At 54.1% G+C, this 15,805-nt stretch carries 15 protein-coding genes and 1 other annotated feature; of the genes, 8 read left to right on the top strand and 7 right to left on the bottom strand.

What is annotated here, in order from left to right; translation table 11 throughout:
- Positions 1-68 precede the first annotated feature (68 nt).
- Together CRO87_RS19945 and CRO87_RS19940 are read left to right on the top strand one after the other, a co-directional pair.
- Positions 69-470, top strand: a complete 402-nt coding sequence (locus CRO87_RS19945; RefSeq protein WP_097164669.1) for a DUF2946 domain-containing protein — start codon at positions 69-71, stop codon at positions 468-470.
- 58 nt (positions 471-528) lie between these two features.
- Positions 529-1,896, top strand: coding sequence for a PepSY domain-containing protein (locus tag CRO87_RS19940; RefSeq protein WP_097164668.1), 1,368 nt, complete (start codon positions 529-531; stop codon positions 1,894-1,896).
- Positions 1,897-1,900: 4 nt separating this feature from the next.
- Here the strand turns inward: CRO87_RS19940 and CRO87_RS19935 are convergent, their stop codons facing one another.
- The 4 genes from CRO87_RS19935 to CRO87_RS19920 all read right to left on the bottom strand — a co-directional run bounded on the left by CRO87_RS19935 (position 1,901) and on the right by CRO87_RS19920 (position 4,669).
- Positions 1,901-2,383, bottom strand: a complete 483-nt coding sequence (locus CRO87_RS19935; RefSeq protein WP_097164667.1) for an OmpA family protein — start codon at positions 2,381-2,383, stop codon at positions 1,901-1,903.
- A gap of 14 nt (positions 2,384-2,397) precedes the next feature.
- Positions 2,398-3,621 (bottom strand): diguanylate cyclase DgcN, encoded by a 1,224-nt coding sequence (gene dgcN, locus CRO87_RS19930; protein ID WP_097164666.1) that lies wholly within the window; start codon positions 3,619-3,621, stop codon positions 2,398-2,400.
- A complete protein-coding gene (locus tag CRO87_RS19925) occupies positions 3,614-4,108 on the bottom strand; it encodes a YfiR family protein (RefSeq protein ID WP_097164720.1) in 495 nt (164 codons plus the stop codon). The genes dgcN and CRO87_RS19925 overlap by 8 nt, the downstream gene beginning before the upstream one ends.
- Positions 4,109-4,297: 189 nt before the next feature.
- Positions 4,298-4,669, bottom strand: a complete 372-nt coding sequence (locus CRO87_RS19920) for a DUF2799 domain-containing protein (protein ID WP_097164719.1) — start codon at positions 4,667-4,669, stop codon at positions 4,298-4,300.
- A gap of 220 nt (positions 4,670-4,889) precedes the next feature.
- Here CRO87_RS19920 and aroF point away from each other — a divergent pair, with 220 nt between their 5' ends.
- From aroF to CRO87_RS19905, 3 genes are all read left to right on the top strand, one after another.
- Complete coding sequence (gene aroF / locus CRO87_RS19915; protein WP_097164665.1) at positions 4,890-5,960, top strand: 3-deoxy-7-phosphoheptulonate synthase AroF; 1,071 nt, start codon at positions 4,890-4,892, stop codon at positions 5,958-5,960.
- 9 nt (positions 5,961-5,969) lie between these two features.
- Complete coding sequence (tyrA, locus tag CRO87_RS19910) at positions 5,970-7,091, top strand: bifunctional chorismate mutase/prephenate dehydrogenase (RefSeq protein WP_097164664.1); 1,122 nt, start codon at positions 5,970-5,972, stop codon at positions 7,089-7,091.
- Between the two features lie 66 nt (positions 7,092-7,157).
- Positions 7,158-8,030 carry an SMP-30/gluconolactonase/LRE family protein gene (locus CRO87_RS19905; RefSeq protein ID WP_097164663.1) on the top strand — a complete coding sequence of 291 codons (873 nt, stop codon included), beginning with the start codon at positions 7,158-7,160 and terminating at the stop codon, positions 8,028-8,030.
- Here the strand turns inward: CRO87_RS19905 and pheA are convergent.
- The 3 genes from pheA to bamD all read right to left on the bottom strand — a co-directional run bounded on the left by pheA (position 8,027) and on the right by bamD (position 10,814).
- Positions 8,027-9,187: a bifunctional chorismate mutase/prephenate dehydratase gene (gene pheA, locus CRO87_RS19900; protein ID WP_097164662.1), complete on the bottom strand. Its 1,161-nt coding sequence runs from the start codon at positions 9,185-9,187 to the stop codon at positions 8,027-8,029. The two genes, CRO87_RS19905 and pheA, sit on opposite strands and share 4 nt — an antisense overlap.
- A 22-nt stretch (positions 9,188-9,209) precedes the next feature.
- Positions 9,210-9,344 (bottom strand) — a sequence feature (Phe leader region).
- 121 nt (positions 9,345-9,465) lie between these two features.
- On the bottom strand, positions 9,466-9,798 hold the full coding sequence (gene raiA, locus CRO87_RS19895; protein ID WP_097164661.1) for a ribosome-associated translation inhibitor RaiA: 333 nt from the start codon (positions 9,796-9,798) through the stop codon (positions 9,466-9,468).
- Between the two features lie 272 nt (positions 9,799-10,070).
- Positions 10,071-10,814, bottom strand: coding sequence for an outer membrane protein assembly factor BamD (gene bamD, locus CRO87_RS19890; protein WP_097164660.1), 744 nt, complete (start codon positions 10,812-10,814; stop codon positions 10,071-10,073).
- A 131-nt stretch (positions 10,815-10,945) separates the two neighbouring features.
- On the opposite strand from bamD, the gene rluD reads away from it, so the two are divergent.
- The 3 genes from rluD (at position 10,946) to clpB (ending at position 15,356) form a co-directional block, all read left to right on the top strand.
- Positions 10,946-11,926 carry a 23S rRNA pseudouridine(1911/1915/1917) synthase RluD gene (gene rluD / locus CRO87_RS19885; protein WP_097164659.1) on the top strand — a complete coding sequence of 327 codons (981 nt, stop codon included), beginning with the start codon at positions 10,946-10,948 and terminating at the stop codon, positions 11,924-11,926.
- On the top strand, positions 11,923-12,654 hold the full coding sequence (yfiH, locus tag CRO87_RS19880; protein ID WP_097164658.1) for a purine nucleoside phosphorylase YfiH: 732 nt from the start codon (positions 11,923-11,925) through the stop codon (positions 12,652-12,654). Before rluD ends, yfiH begins: the two co-directional genes overlap by 4 nt.
- Before the next feature lie 128 nt (positions 12,655-12,782).
- Positions 12,783-15,356: an ATP-dependent chaperone ClpB gene (clpB, locus tag CRO87_RS19875; protein WP_097164657.1), complete on the top strand. Its 2,574-nt coding sequence runs from the start codon at positions 12,783-12,785 to the stop codon at positions 15,354-15,356.
- The last annotated feature ends 449 nt before the right edge of the window (positions 15,357-15,805 follow it).

Genomic DNA, 15,805 nt, shown 5'->3' with positions numbered 1-15,805 from the left:
CGTAACCTCTCCCAATCATTAACTCTTTCGCTGCAAATCATTTACACTGTCCCCGCTTCGGAGGACAGATGGCAGAGCAGACATTTCAACGCAATCACGGTAAACGCATCGCGGCTTGGCTCGCGCTGTTTGCTATTGCGCTGATTATCGTCGCGCCGCTGATTTCCGTTTCCCTGCAAAAAGACCCGATGAGCGCGATGCCGGGCATGATGCATCACGATATGTCGATGATGAGCGAGCATCATGCCGACCCGGGTGCGATGCCTGTTGACCATGCCGAGGCTTGCGGTTACTGCGTCCTGCTGGCGCACGTACCAGGGCTGATGCTCGCGCTGGTTGTCCTGATATGCGCTATGCTGCTTCGCATTGGTCATCGATCCCCGCGGCCCTGCGTTCAGGCCTGGCATTTCATCCCCTGGCTGACACCTCACCCGCGCGCCCCACCGCGCAGTTCTGCTTTTACCTGCTAATGACATAAAAACGGGCGTAATGCGCCACGCTTTCTGTTTGCTTTTTAAAAGGAAAAGTATGACAACCTGCACCCCACGCGCAGCATGGATTAACCTGCTGCGCCGCTTTCACTTTGCCATTGGTCTGTTTGTCGGGCCTTTTATTTTCGTCGCGGCGCTGACCGGCACGCTCTATGTTGCGACGCCGCAGCTGGAAAACCTTCTCTGGCATGATGCCCTGACCGCAGAGAGGTCAGGACAAACGCATTCCCTTGCCGAACAAATTCGCGCTGCGGAAAAGGCGCTTGGACAGCCATTAACTTTGTATGCCATGAGGCCTTCGCTGACGCCCGGTGAGACGACACGAGTTATGTTCAGCGATCCCACCCTTGGAGAATCGGAAAGCCGGGCCCTGTTTATCGATCCTGTGACGCTCGCGGTGAAAGGCGATATGACGGTCTACGGCACCAGCGGAATTTTGCCGCTGCGCCAGTGGATTGATTACGCCCATCGCTCACTGCTGCTTGGTAACGTCGGGCGGCTATACAGCGAACTGGCGGCATCATGGATGTGGCTGGCCGCCTGCGGCGGCATCGCGCTGTGGTTCCTTACGCGTCCGAAAAGACGCCTTAATAACCGCGTGCAAAACAACCGTCGCCTGCACGTGACGCTGGGCTGGATCTTGTTGGGCGGCATGCTGCTGTTTTCTGCGACAGGGCTCACCTGGTCACAATGGGCTGGCGGGAATGTCGATAAGCTTCGCGCAACCTTTAACTGGCTCACACCGCAGGTGAACACCCAGCTCAATGGGCAAGCCATGGCAATGGATCCGCATGCGGAGCATCACGGCCATCATGGCGGTATGGTGATGCCTGAGATGACGACAGATTTAGTGCTGTTTGACGACGTTCTGCATCTTGCGCAGCAGGCTGGCCTCCATGCCAGCAAGATAGAAATTCGCCCGCCGAAAAGCAGCGATAAAGCCTGGACGGTCACCGAAATCGACCGAAGCTGGCCAACGCAGGTGGATGCTGTGGCGATCGATCCTGAAAAGATGCAGGTAGTGGATCGTACAAACTTCGAAAACTTCCCGCTGATGGCGAAGCTGACGCGCTGGGGCGTGGATTTCCATATGGGGCTACTGTTTGGACTGATGAATCAGATCCTGCTGATCGCTTTCGGCGTGGCGCTGTGCGTGATGATCGTGGTGGGGTACAGACTCTGGTGGATCCGCCGTCCTTCACCTGCGGCTTATAATCCGATGATGACCCTGACGCAGAGCTGGTGTGATTTGCCGTCAGGCGGAAGGCTGGGGATGATTGGGTTGGCGGTTCTGTTCGGCGTCGCTATGCCGGTGATGGGAGTCAGCCTTTTGCTGTTTGTCGCAGTGGACGTGCTGCGCTGGCGGATGGCGAGCGCAGCTGGTGTGGCAGAATCTGTAGAGTAAGGGATCAGGGCTCGCTGATGACGACCGTCACGCGGCGGTTTTCAGCCCGGCCCTGTGACGTTTTATTGCTGGCGACAGGATATTTCTTCCCGAGCCCACGGGTAGTGAGGTTGGTGCGCGGAATATGCGCACCTTCCGCCCATGCATCCGCCACTCGGTCGGCTCGCTTGAGAGAAAGGGCTTCGTTATAGCTATCTTCGCCATAATTATCCGTGTGTCCGTCCAGGCGGGCATGCGTCAGCCCTGTCGCCGCAAGGCGTGAAGCCATGGTCTGGATCTGCTTTTGACTCTCGGATTTGAGCTGATAATCATTGGTGTCGAAAAGAATTTTGTCTGAAATCCCTAATGACCAGTCGCCTTCGCTTTCACTGAACCCCCAGTGCTTCATCTCCGTAATCTGTTCCGGTGAGAATTTTCCCTGCGGCGCCTGGCAGCCGCTCAAAAGAGAGGCTGCAAGAAGAAAGGGGGCGACAAAACGCTTAAGCATAGTGAAATCCTTATTCATGACGTCAGTGTTTTCGCACGCTGATTTTTCATCAGGTACATTTTTTTATCGGCCTGCTCCAGCAGGGTTTCCACGCTCTCATGCTCGCAGGTCAGAGCATAACCAATGCTCAAACTAAAAGGCGTTGCGTGGCCGTTGCGCATATTTATCTCCGGGATGAAGTGCTGCGCCAGCTCGCCACACAATCGCTGAACCTGCTGCTCATCGCGGATATTGCCCAGCAGAATGGCAAATTCATCGCCGCCCAGGCGGAAGGCGCGGTGCTGTTTGCCGCTGAATTCGACCAGACGCAGTGCAGTTTCAATCAGAACATAATCCCCGGCGGCATGGCCCCAGGTATCGTTGATGTATTTAAAGTCGTCTCCATCCATAAACAACAGAGCCGAGCCTGATTTGGCGATAGGATCCGCCATCAGCGCATTGATATGCGTACGGAACGCGGCGCGGTTGGGGAGGCCGGTCAGCGGATCGTGCATTGCGGTTTGCAGAAGCAGATCGTTTTTTGCTTGCAGAGAGTCCTGCCATTGTGCCATTTCATCCAGCAGGCTGTTGAAATCCTGCGCAAAGTGGTGAAACTCCTCGATTCGCTCATCCGGGACGCGGCGGGAGAAATTACGGTTGGTCCGCACGTCATGCGCTACATCGGCAATGTTTTGCAGCGCACTCACCACATCGGCATGAAGATGCCGTGAAATCGCCATTGCCGCCGCTGTGGCCAATAATATACAGGTTGTGAGGACGGCAAGTGACGTCCAGATAAAATGGCTTATCAGGCTGTCGCGGGCAGTAAGCCGGATTTGCCCAATAACCTCACCGTTGTGTATGACCGGCTGGGTGGTTGCCCTGGGAAACAGCCAGTGGCTGACCATCAGGTTAAAACGTTCACTGCTGGCTTCGCTTTCATAGATCCAGCGGGCAAAAAGACGGCTGTTCTTATCGAACACGTCGGCCCGGGCAAATTGACCCTGCTTGCCCAGCGTTGCCAGCGTGTCCGTAGCCGCTGTTTCATCCCGGAAAACCAGTGCGGCTTCAATCGTGTGACTGAGCGTAGCACCGGTCAACTCCAGGTTTTTCTGAGCATATTGCTTCAGCGATATCACCGAAACGACGCACAGCATTAGCCATACCAGCGTCATCGTGATGACGATGCTGGTCATATTGATTCGCCGTAGAGTTCTTTTAAACGTTGGGCGCTGCGCGGTCTGACGATCCTTATTCATGTTTTTTATTCCGGGCAAGCATTAACACGTCAGGATTGACCCTGACGCCACTTCTTGAAAGCGCATCAAGATTGACGGAAAACGTGACTCTCTGGGGGTGAAACTGCAGGCAAAAAGCGCTGCCTGTCGCACAGTCCGGGTTTTGCTCGGCAAGCGTAAGCATCGGGCGTGGTGCCAGCCGCTGAATGATTTCCTGCTGACGTTCGGGCGGTTCAAGCCCAAAATAAAGTGCGTCACAACGGGCCGTTAACGCTTCCTGCTCATTTTGTACCGCAACCGGTAAATAAGGGAGCGCGTCTGTATCGCCTTTTTGCAGGGCAGAAACATAAGCTGAACTGGAGAAAATACAGAGCGTTGGCTTGCCATTGAGAGCGGGCCAGCGCGTGTAGCTGATGATGCCGGAAACCATTTCGCGGACAGCGTTATCCTGCCCCGCAGGCGCAGCAAATACCGGCGTTTCGGGGGAAAGAAATAAAAGTGCCAGCATCAGCTGACAGAAAAGGTATTGCCACCGGGCGCTCACGAAAGTTTGCCACGCATCCAGATTTAAAACATTCATATTAGTTATATAAAGACTAACATTATTCATACAACCAGTCATTAGCACCCGTAATGAATTCCTTTCCCGTTGGCTGATGACACGGCTTTATTATTTCCAGGCTAATGAAAGTGCCAACTAATTTAACCTGTTGGACTGGACGCCTTCATTCATTCCTTTTTGCCAGGCTTCCCGCAGGGCGGTGGCATCAGGTCTGGCATCGCAGCCTTCAGGGAAGAGTTTGCCGGAGACCCCCCAGCCATAGAGCAGGCGCGTCTGGCAGATGTCCTGCAGGCCGACGGCATAGCCTTTCAGATAGGTATGGCGATCGACTTTCGCATCGTTCAGGTCGCTCGCCAGCTGCTCCTCGCTGCGCGCGGTGATGCCGCTTCGTCCGTCATCGATACCTTCGCCGTACCAGTCGGTGGCGCTTTTCGGCATATCGGCGTAAGGATCAAGCGTGCATCCGCTCAACAACATCATTAACAGTGCACACAGAATGGGTTTCATCAGCACCTCCTGAGTCAGTGCTTTCAGCATAGCGTAGCCATTGTTTATCGCGAGTGGAATAATATGTTTACAGTAAATGGCAAAATAAATGCGTAAAAATGGCATGTGTAAATTATAATTTACGGATTATGGATTGAAATCTTTACCGTGTGTGATAATGTAGGCACATCCTCAGTTGAGGAACCCAATTATCGCAAACGAGCTATACAGGATCGCCATCATGCAAAAAGACGCGCTGAACAACGTACATATCGCCGACGAACACGTTCTGATCACCCCTGAAGTGCTGAAGGCGGAATTCCCGCTGACTGCTGCCCAGGAGGCTCAGATTGCTGAATCCCGTCAGACTATTTCTAATATCATTGCCGGTCGCGATCCGCGCCTGCTGGTGGTATGCGGACCGTGCTCCATTCACGATCCGGAAGCGGCGATTGAATATGCTCATCGTTTTAAAGCCCTTGCCGCAGAGGTCAGCGATAGCCTCTACCTGGTGATGCGCGTCTATTTTGAAAAACCACGTACCACCGTGGGCTGGAAAGGTCTGATTAACGATCCGCACATGGATGGTTCGTTTGATGTTGAAGGCGGTCTGAAAATTGCGCGTCGCCTGCTGGTGGAACTGGTGAACATGGGCCTGCCGCTGGCGACCGAAGCGCTGGATCCGAACAGCCCGCAATACCTCGGCGATCTGTTCAGCTGGTCTGCAATCGGCGCACGTACCACCGAATCTCAGACGCACCGCGAAATGGCTTCTGGTCTTTCCATGCCGGTTGGTTTTAAAAACGGCACCGACGGCAGCCTGGCAACGGCCATCAACGCCATGCGTGCCGCCGCCATGCCTCACCGTTTCGTGGGTATCAACCAGGCCGGCCAGGTTTGTCTGCTGCAGACGCAAGGCAACCCGGATGGGCACGTGATCCTCCGCGGCGGCAAAGCGCCAAACTACAGCCCGGCGGACGTGGCGCAGTGCGAAAAAGAGATGGAACAGGCGGGACTGAAACCCGCGCTGATGGTAGATTGCAGTCATGGTAACTCCAACAAAGACTACCGCCGTCAGCCAGCGGTGGCGGAATCCGTGGTTGCGCAGATTAAAGACGGCAACCGCTCCATTATCGGCCTGATGATCGAAAGTAATATTCATGAAGGCAATCAGTCTTCCGAACAGCCACGCTGCGACATGAAGTACGGCGTATCGGTGACGGATGCCTGCATCGGCTGGGAGACGACGGATGCACTGCTGCGTGAACTTGATAAAGATCTGCGTGGCCAGCTGGCGGCTCGTCTGGCGTAAGAGGAATTTATGGTTGCTGAACTGACCGCGCTACGCGATCAAATCGATGAAGTTGATAAGGCGCTGCTGGATCTGCTGGCGCGCCGCCTGGAGCTGGTAGCCGAAGTCGGCGAGGTGAAAAGCAAATACGGCCTGCCGATTTATGTCCCTGAGCGTGAGGCGTCCATGCTGGCGTCTCGTCGCGAAGAGGCTGCGGCGCTTGGCGTGCCGCCGGATCTGATTGAAGATGTCCTGCGTCGCGTTATGCGCGAGTCCTACTCCAGCGAAAACGACAAAGGCTTTAAAACGCTCTATCCGCAGCTGCGCCCGGTGGTGATCGTCGGCGGTGGCGGTCAGATGGGGCGTCTGTTTGAGAAGATGCTCACGCTGTCAGGCTATCAGGTGCGGATCCTCGAGAAAGAAGACTGGGCGCGCGCAGAAGAGTTGGTGGCGGACGCTGGCATGGTTATCGTCAGCGTGCCGATCCACACGACGGCTCAAATCATTGAGAAACTGCCGGCGTTGCCGGATGACTGCATTCTGGTTGATTTGGCTTCGGTGAAGGCGGTGCCATTGCAGGCGATGCTGGCGGCGCACAATGGTCCTGTGTTGGGGCTGCACCCGATGTTCGGCCCGGACAGCGGCAGTCTTGCCAAGCAGGTTGTGGTCTACTGCGACGGTCGTCAGCCGGAAGCCTATCAGTGGTTCCTGGAGCAGATTCAGGTCTGGGGTGCGCGTTTGCATCGCATTAGCGCCGTAGAGCACGATCAGAACATGGCGTTTATCCAGGCGCTGCGCCACTTCGCGACTTTCGCCTATGGCCTGCACCTGGCAGAAGAGAACGTTCAGCTGGAACAGCTGCTGGCACTCTCTTCGCCGATTTACCGCCTGGAACTGGCGATGGTAGGCCGTCTGTTTGCTCAGGATCCGCAGCTTTACGCCGACATTATTATGTCGTCCCAGAGCAACATTCAGCTGATAAAGCGCTACTACAAACGCTTCGGCGAGGCCATTGGCCTGCTGGAGCAGGGCGATAAGCAGGCCTTTATCGACAGCTTCCGCAAAGTGGAGCACTGGTTTGGTGATTACGCCCAGCGCTTCCAGAGCGAAAGCCGGACGCTGCTCCGGCAGGCAAACGACAGCCGACAGTAAAAAATCTGTTTATACTCAAAAGCCAGAGGGGAAACCCGCTGGCTTTTTTTTCACAGGGAAACCACCATGCCGCAGCCAGAAGTGTTGTTCGATTACGCCGGCCACCTGCCGGAATGTCCGACCTGGAGCGAAGCTGAACAGGCGCTCTACTGGGCCGATATCCTCGAGTGTGAAATTCATCGCTACGATCTCAACACAGGCGATCATCAGGTGTTGCAGTTTCCGGAGGAGGTTGGCTGTTTTTCACTGCGGGAAAAGGGCGGATTTATCGTTGCGCTTCGCAGCGCTATCTGGCTCAGCGACAGGCACGGTTTGCTGGTACGTAAAATTTGCGACAACCCGAGCAATCCACAGCTGGCAAGATTTAACGACGGCGGTACCGATCGCGACGGACGTTTTTATGCGGGAACATTCTGGGGGCCGGGAGATTATAACGGGGCACTTTTAGTGCGCGTGGATAGCCATCTCAAACCGAAAGTGATTCAGTGCGATATTCACGGAGCCAACGGCCTGGCGTTCAGTGCAGATAAAAAGTGGATGTACACGTCGGATACGCCGAACGGGGTCATTTATCGTACGCCTCTGGATGCGCAGGGCGAACCCGGCAAGCGTGAGGTGTTCCGCCAGTTTAATTCAGGACAAGGCATTCCTGATGGCGCGGCGGTTGACGAGGAAGGCTGCTACTGGAGCGCAATGTTTGACGGCTGGCGCGTCGCGAGATTCTCACCCGAGGGTGAACAGCTGGCTGAGTACCGTTTGCCGGTGCGCTGTCCGACGATGGTCTGCTTCGGTGGGCCAGAGATGAAAACGCTGTTTATCACCACGACCCGGGAAAATATGAGCGCTGAAGAAGTGCGGAAATATCCTCTGTCCGGGGCCATCTTCACCCTGCCCGTGGATGTGGCAGGGATGAAGAAATTACCGTTTATCGAGGCTTAAGCCGGATCGACAGGCACCACGTTCTCACTTGGGTAGCAGCCCAATACTTTCATGGAGCGGGTGATCTCACCCAGCTCCTTCAGCGCCTTCTGCATCGCATCTGATTCCAGGTTCGCCTGAATATCCAGATAGAACATCTCTTCCCACGGATTGCCGTAGATCGGGCGCGATTCGAGCTTAGTCATGATCAGATTATGATTACGTAATACCAAAAGCGCCTCTACCAGAGCACCGGCCTGTTGCCCGGTTGCCATCAGCAGCGTGGTTTTCGCCGGAACCTGATCGGAGACGTTGATGGCTTTGCGGGCCAGCACGACAAAGCGGGTGATGTTCTGCGTCTGGTTAGCCAGGTTGCGCTCCAGCACCTGTAAGCCATACAAACCGCCGCCTGCTTCACTACCGAGTGCCGCCACGTGTGGCGAGTTTGCTTCCGCGACTTTCTCCATTGCGGCAGATGTGCTCTCGGTGTACTCAATTTTCCAGTGCGGGTAACGGTTCAGGAACTGGCTGCACTGCTGGAACGGCTGCGGGTGGCTGTAGACGGTTTCAATCTTATTAAGATCGGTAGAGCCAGAAACCAGCACGCAGTGATCGATAGGGATCGTCATTTCGCCAACGATAGAAAGGCTGGTGTGCTGCAGGAGATCGTAGACGTCGTTGATGGCGCCGGAACTGGTGTTTTCGATAGGGACGACGGCGTAGTCGGCCTGTCCGGTTTCCACCTGATTAAAGATGTCGGCGAATTTAGCACAGCCGCTTTCGATAAACTGCTCGAAGTGGCGGGCGGCATACTGACGCGCGGCGAGATGTGAATAGGAACCCTTCGGCCCCAGGAAAGCCACTCGCGCAGAGTGTGGGTTAATTTTATTCAGATGCTGCTGGAGCAGCGTTTGCTGCGTCAGGACGGAGTCTTCAATAATCAGCTGGAACAGGCGGGTGATGTAGTGTGCATCCAGATGGTGCGTTTTGCCGAGGGTAATCAGGCGTTCAAGCAGGTCGCGCTCGCGATCGATATCGCGTACCGGGCGATGTGACAGCAGCTTAGCTTTGCCCACTTCCACCGCCAGCCCACGACGCTCGGCCAGCAGAGAGAGCAGCTTTTCATCCAGCGCGCTTATCTTATCGCGCAGAGCCAGTAACGGGTTTTCCGCAGTCATAATGTCGCCTTTCTTGTTATCAATAAAAAAGGCCCCCCGGTGTGGGAGGCCTCATTGTTCGTCTTCGCATTCTTTATCACACGACGAAACGCCTCCCGTTCAGGGGAAGGTAAAGAAGCTAAAAAAGAATGCGAAGAAGAACGGCACGGTTTTCATCAGGTTTTCCTTAGAGGCAGACAGTTAAATTAACCGTACTGTTTTCATGCTGTCAACCGTAAAAACGCACAGGCACAAAAAACGCGCCCGGAGGCGCGTTGGATTAACACAGTTGTTAAGGATTACTCTTGTTCAACGAAGTTGACGTCTTTCACCGATGCGTTGGCGCGACGTGCTTCCCCTTTGTGTTGCACTTTATTGAGCTGCCTTTCCAGCTTGTTGATCAATTCGTTAATGGCGGTGTACATATCTTCATGACGCGCGCTGGCAACCAGATGGCCGTTTGGTGTGTTCATGGTTGCGTCGGCAACAAAACCCTGTGGCTCCTTAGACAGAATGATGTGCGGGTTAATCAGTTGGGTTTGCCATTTTTCAAGTTTGGTGAGACGGTCTGTGACGTGCTGGCGGATGGCCGGAGTAATGTCCATTTGTTTACTGGTAATGTTCATTGTCATAAATTTTACCTCTTGTCTTTCCCGTCTTGGTGAATCCAGCATACCGTTCTTAATGTCAAAATGTGTGATTTGAATCACGTTATTTTGTCACTTTTTGTCAGTCAGTGTATTTTGTGAGGCAGGACAGGAACAGGGGATTTAATACTTGAGGAATGGGCAAAAGCGGGCCATAGTTGATGGGATGATCTGGCGCTAAACCGCTTCAGCATTACCGCGAATTAAAAACAAAAACGGCAGCCACCTGGGCTGCCGTTTTTCATGAAAAGAGGCTGTCAGCTGCTGGTCTTGCTGCTGTTAGCGGCGATGATTTTCGCCACTTTGTCGGCCTGCGCGGTCATCTGCATTTCGCGGTAAGCTTTTTCCATCTTCGGCAGCGCATCGCGGGTGGCTTGCGTGTCCGGGAAGTCGCGGAGCATGCCTTCCACGCGGTTCACCACGGCAACCCATGCGCCGCGATCGGTGTAGTAATCCACAACGGACAGCTCATATTTCGCCAGGCGGTCTTTCAGGAACACCATGCGCTTGTAGGCGTCAGAAGCGTACTGGCTCTGCGGATAGCCACGCACCAGTTTAGAGAAGTCGTTGAAAGCATCGCGAGCGTGCTGCGGATCGCGGTCTGAACGGTCAACCCCGAAGAAGCCCTGCAGGGCGCTATCATCCAGAGCCATGTTGGTCAGGCCACGCATATAGATGACGTAGTCAATGTTCGGGTGAGTCGGGTTGAGGCGCATAAAGCGGTCGATCGCAGCCTGAGCCAGCGGCAGATCGGCATTCTTGTAGTAGGCATAAATCAGGTCGAGCTGAACCTGCTGAGAATACGGGCCAAACGGATAGCGGTTATCGAGCGCTTCCAGTTGCGTTATCGCCTGTTTCCAGTTACCGTCCTGCAACTTTTGTTGAGCAGTCGCGTAGATTTCATTTGGCGGGTTATCAGGCACCTCTTCCTTTGAACCGGAGCAACCCGCCAAAGCCAGGCTCAGTGTGGCAAGGGCCACCAGGTATTTCATGCGCGTCATGACGTTTTGACTTTCCTCAGAATGTTTATGCGGGAGATTATCATTCCTGCTCCCGATTAAGACCAGCTACAATAGCACACTATATTATACGGCGAAGCCGTAAAACCCAACGTTAAACGAAGAAGCTGTCTATGGCACAACTAGTACAACTCACCGCAACGGTATCCGAAAAACAACTCGGTCAACGCTTAGATCAGGCTTTGGCCGAAATGTTCCCGGATTATTCACGTTCGCGCATAAAAGAATGGATCCTGGATAAGCGAGTGCAGGTGAACGGCGTCATTTGTGACAAGCCGAAAGAGAAAGTGTTAGGGGGAGAAAAGGTCTCCATCGACGCTGAAATCGAAGAGGAAGCCCGCTTCGAGCCGCAGGATATCCCGCTGACGATCGTTTATGAAGATGACGACATTATCGTTATCAACAAGCCGCGTGACCTGGTGGTGCATCCGGGCGCGGGTAACCCTGACGGCACGATTCTGAATGCATTGCTGCACTACTATCCGCCAATTGTGGATGTGCCACGTGCGGGCATTGTTCACCGTCTGGATAAAGACACGACGGGCCTGATGGTGGTCGCGAAGACCGTACCGGCTCAGACTCGTCTGGTGGAAGCGCTGCAGCTGCGTGAAATTACCCGTGAATATGAAGCAGTGGCGATTGGCCATATGACTTCGGGCGGCACGGTAGAAGAACCAATCAGCCGTCACCCGACCAAGCGCACCCACATGTCCGTTCACCCGATGGGTAAACCGGCGGTGACGCACTATCGCATCATGGAACATTTCCGTATTCACACGCGTTTGCGTTTACGTCTGGAAACCGGGCGCACACATCAAATCCGCGTGCATATGGCGCACATCACTCACCCGCTGGTGGGCGATCAGCTGTACGGTGGCCGTCCGCGTCCGCCGAAAGGCGCATCAGAAGCGTTTATTACTGAACTTCGTAAGTTCGATCGTCAGGCGCTGCACGCGACGATGCTTCGTCTTTATCACCCGATTACCGGTATTCAGATGGAATGGCACGCGCCGATCCCACAGGATATGGTCGATTTGATCGATGCCATGCGCGCTGATTTCGAAGAACATAAGGATGATGTTGCCTGGCTATGACCAAAATTATCGTACCTCAGTGGCCGATGCCTGAAGGCGTTGGTGCGTGCAGTTCCACGCGAGTGGGCGGCGTCAGTTTACCGCCCTATGACGCACTCAATCTTGGTGCCCACTGTGGCGATAATCCGCAGCACGTTGAAGAGAATCGCAATCGCTTTTATGAAGCGGCGGCGTTTCCTTCACGCCCGGTCTGGCTTGAGCAGGTTCACGGCAATGCGGTATTAACGCTGACCGGGGGCGAATACGCGTCTAAAAAAGCCGATGCGTCCTACAGCAACAAACCGGGTTTGGTGTGTGCGGTGATGACTGCCGACTGTTTACCGGTGCTGTTTTGCAATAAAGCGGGTACGGAAGTGGCCGCAGCCCACGCGGGCTGGCGTGGGTTATGTGATGGCGTTCTGGAACAAACCATTGCGCACTTTAAAGATCAGCCAGAAAACATTCTGGCCTGGCTCGGTCCGGCGATTGGTCCGCAGGCCTTTGAAGTTGGTCCGGAAGTCCGTGAGGCTTTCATGGCTAAGGATGCGAAAGCCGACAACGCTTTCCGTCCTGTTGGCGAGAAATATTTCGCCCATATTTATCAGTTAGCGCGTCAGCGTCTGGCAAACGTCGGTGTGACTCAGGTGTTCGGCGGTGAACGCTGTACGCTAAGTGAAAAGGATGATTTTTTCTCTTATCGACGCGATCGGACGACCGGTCGTATGGCAAGTTTCATTTGGCTGATATAACCTAACGAATCAAGACGATCCAGAAGGCTGACTTATTTTTCACATAGTCCAGGTCTCTAACCTTGAATAATTGAGGGATGACCTCATTTAATCTCCAGTAGCAAAATTGACCTGTTATGGGAGGAGTTATGCGTCTGGATCGTCTTACCAATAAATTCCAGCTTGCTCTCGCCGATGCCCAGTCTCTCGCACTGGGGCACGACAACCAATTCATCGAACCACTTCACTTAATGAGCGCACTTCTGAATCAGGAAGGTGGTTCGGTTCGTCCGTTATTAACCTCTGCTGGCGTTAACGCCGGGCAGCTGCGCACGGCCATCGATCAGGCATTGAGCCGTTTGCCACAGGTGGAAGGCACCGGTGGTGACGTTCAGCCGTCTCAGGATCTGGTGCGTGTGCTGAACCTTTGCGACAAGCTGGCGCAAAAAGGCAATGACAACTTTATATCGTCAGAACTGTTCGTTCTGGCAGCCCTTGAATCACGTGGCACGCTGACCGACCTGTTGAAAACCGCCGGAGCAACAACCGCCAATGTGACTCAGGCGATTGAACAAATGCGCGGAGGTGAAAGCGTGAACGATCAGGGTGCCGAAGACCAGCGTCAGGCATTAAAGAAATACACACTCGATCTGACTGAGCGGGCCGAACAGGGCAAGCTCGATCCGGTCATCGGTCGTGACGAAGAGATTCGTCGCACCATCCAGGTATTGCAGCGTCGTACCAAAAATAACCCGGTACTGATTGGTGAACCCGGCGTCGGTAAAACGGCCATCGTTGAAGGGCTGGCGCAGCGTATTGTGAACGGCGAAGTGCCTGAAGGCCTGAAAGGTCGTCGTGTACTGGCGCTGGACATGGGCGCGCTGGTGGCGGGGGCGAAATACCGCGGAGAGTTCGAGGAGCGTCTGAAAGGCGTCCTGAACGATCTCTCTAAGCAGGAAGGCAACGTCATCCTGTTTATCGACGAACTGCACACCATGGTGGGTGCCGGTAAAGCCGATGGCGCAATGGATGCCGGCAACATGCTCAAACCGGCGCTCGCACGTGGTGAGCTTCACTGCGTAGGCGCGACCACGCTGGATGAGTATCGTCAGTATATAGAGAAAGATGCAGCGCTTGAGCGCCGGTTCCAGAAAGTGTTCGTGGCGGAACCTTCGGTGGAAGATACCATCGCGATTCTGCGCGGCCTGAAAGAGCGCTATGAGCTGCATCACCATGTGCAGATCACCGATCCAGCCATCGTGGCCGCAGCAACTTTATCACATCGTTATATTGCAGACCGACAGCTGCCGGACAAGGCCATCGACCTTATTGATGAGGCCGCTTCCAGCATCCGTATGCAGATTGACTCGAAGCCGGAAGAACTTGACCGACTGGACCGGCGCATCATTCAGCTCAAGCTGGAACAGCAGGCGCTGAAGAAAGAGTCAGATGAAGCGAGCCTGAAGCGTCTGGATATGCTTAACGAAGAGCTGGACGATAAAGAGCGTCAATATTCCGAGCTGGAAGAAGAGTGGAAGGCCGAGAAAGCGTCACTCTCCGGAACGCAAACCATAAAATCGGAGCTTGAGCAGGCGAAAATCGCCATCGAGCAGGCTCGCCGCGTGGGCGACTTGGCGCGGATGTCTGAGCTGCAATACGGCAAAATTCCTGAACTGGAAAAACAGCTGGCAATGGCGACGCAGTCCGAAGGCAAAACCATGCGCCTGCTGAAAAATCGCGTGACTGACGTAGAAATTGCCGATGTGCTGGCGCGCTGGACGGGTATTCCGGTGGCAAGAATGCTGGAAGGTGAGCGTGAAAAATTGCTGCGTATGGAGCAGCAGTTGCACAGCCGCGTGATCGGGCAAAACGAGGCAGTTGAAGCGGTCTCTAACGCCATTCGCCGTAGCCGGGCCGGTTTGTCGGATCCGAATCGCCCTATCGGTTCGTTCCTCTTCCTTGGGCCAACCGGTGTCGGGAAAACCGAACTCTGTAAAGCGCTGGCTAACTTTATGTTCGACAGTGATGATGCGATGGTGCGTATCGACATGTCCGAGTTTATGGAGAAACACTCCGTCTCGCGCCTCGTCGGCGCGCCTCCTGGATACGTCGGTTATGAAGAAGGCGGCTATCTGACGGAGGCCGTTCGTCGTCGCCCTTACTCGGTCATCCTGCTGGATGAAGTTGAGAAAGCGCATCCGGATGTGTTCAACATTCTGCTGCAGGTGCTGGACGATGGTCGTCTGACGGACGGGCAGGGCAGAACGGTCGACTTCCGCAATACGGTCGTCATTATGACCTCGAACCTGGGTTCCGATTTGATTCAGGAACGCTTCGGCGAGTTAGATTACGGGCACATGAAAGATCTGGTGCTGGGCGTGGTCAGCCACAGCTTCCGTCCAGAATTTATTAACCGCATTGATGAAGTGGTGGTGTTCCATCCACTGGGTGAGAAACACATCGCTTCAATTGCGAAGATTCAGCTGCAGCGTTTGTATCAGCGTCTCGAAGAGCGCGGTTACGATGTGCATATAGAAGAGGATGCGCTGAAGCTGCTTAGCGCCAACGGCTACGATCCTGTGTACGGGGCTCGTCCGCTGAAACGTGCTATTCAGCAGCAGATTGAAAACCCGCTGGCGCAGCAGATCCTTTCCGGAGAGCTGATTCCAGGGAAAACAATTCGCTTAATGGTCAAAGACGACCACATTGTGGCCGTGCAGTAAGTCACAAAAGAACAAAAACGGGCCCTTTGGGGCTCGTTTTTGGTTAAGGAATGAGCAAGAATCACTCTTTAGATAGTGATTTGTATGAATAGTGAGCGGTTGAAAGGTTTTTTTGAATTTAGACTTGCCGTCTCAGAATAACTCCCTATAATGCGCCTCCACTGACACGGAACAACGGCAAACAAGCCGCCGGCTCAGCAGGGTTTCTCCGGAAATTCTGACAGAGAAAAGCGAAAATAAACGCTTGACTCTGAATGAGGAAAACGTATTATACGGGACCTCGAAACGGCGAGCGAAAGCCACGTTTCACTGCTCTTTAACAATTTATCAGACAATCTGTGTGGGCACTCAAAGTGACATGGATTCTTAACGTCGCAAGACGAAAAATGAATACCAAGTCTCTGAGTGAACATACGTAATTCATTACGAAGTTTAATTCACGAGCATCA

The sequence above is a fragment of the Enterobacter sp. CC120223-11 genome, assembly GCF_900215375.1.
Classification (GTDB): Bacteria; Pseudomonadota; Gammaproteobacteria; order Enterobacterales; family Enterobacteriaceae; genus Scandinavium.
The sequence above is the reverse complement of the archived record's forward strand: the minus strand, read 5'-3'. Positions and strand labels throughout refer to the sequence as shown.

Coding starts and splice junctions, on each gene's coding strand:
- CRO87_RS19945 (WP_097164669.1), top strand. CDS start 69: ATGGCAGAGCAGACATTTCAACGCAATCACGGTAAACGCATCGCGGCT.
- CRO87_RS19940 (WP_097164668.1), top strand. CDS start 529: ATGACAACCTGCACCCCACGCGCAGCATGGATTAACCTGCTGCGCCGC.
- CRO87_RS19935 (WP_097164667.1), bottom strand. CDS start 2,383: ATGCTTAAGCGTTTTGTCGCCCCCTTTCTTCTTGCAGCCTCTCTTTTG.
- dgcN (WP_097164666.1), bottom strand. CDS start 3,621: ATGAATAAGGATCGTCAGACCGCGCAGCGCCCAACGTTTAAAAGAACT.
- CRO87_RS19925 (WP_097164720.1), bottom strand. CDS start 4,108: ATGCTGGCACTTTTATTTCTTTCCCCCGAAACGCCGGTATTTGCTGCG.
- CRO87_RS19920 (WP_097164719.1), bottom strand. CDS start 4,669: ATGAAACCCATTCTGTGTGCACTGTTAATGATGTTGTTGAGCGGATGC.
- aroF (WP_097164665.1), top strand. CDS start 4,890: ATGCAAAAAGACGCGCTGAACAACGTACATATCGCCGACGAACACGTT.
- tyrA (WP_097164664.1), top strand. CDS start 5,970: ATGGTTGCTGAACTGACCGCGCTACGCGATCAAATCGATGAAGTTGAT.
- CRO87_RS19905 (WP_097164663.1), top strand. CDS start 7,158: ATGCCGCAGCCAGAAGTGTTGTTCGATTACGCCGGCCACCTGCCGGAA.
- pheA (WP_097164662.1), bottom strand. CDS start 9,187: ATGACTGCGGAAAACCCGTTACTGGCTCTGCGCGATAAGATAAGCGCG.
- raiA (WP_097164661.1), bottom strand. CDS start 9,798: ATGACAATGAACATTACCAGTAAACAAATGGACATTACTCCGGCCATC.
- bamD (WP_097164660.1), bottom strand. CDS start 10,814: ATGACGCGCATGAAATACCTGGTGGCCCTTGCCACACTGAGCCTGGCT.
- rluD (WP_097164659.1), top strand. CDS start 10,946: ATGGCACAACTAGTACAACTCACCGCAACGGTATCCGAAAAACAACTC.
- yfiH (WP_097164658.1), top strand. CDS start 11,923: ATGACCAAAATTATCGTACCTCAGTGGCCGATGCCTGAAGGCGTTGGT.
- clpB (WP_097164657.1), top strand. CDS start 12,783: ATGCGTCTGGATCGTCTTACCAATAAATTCCAGCTTGCTCTCGCCGAT.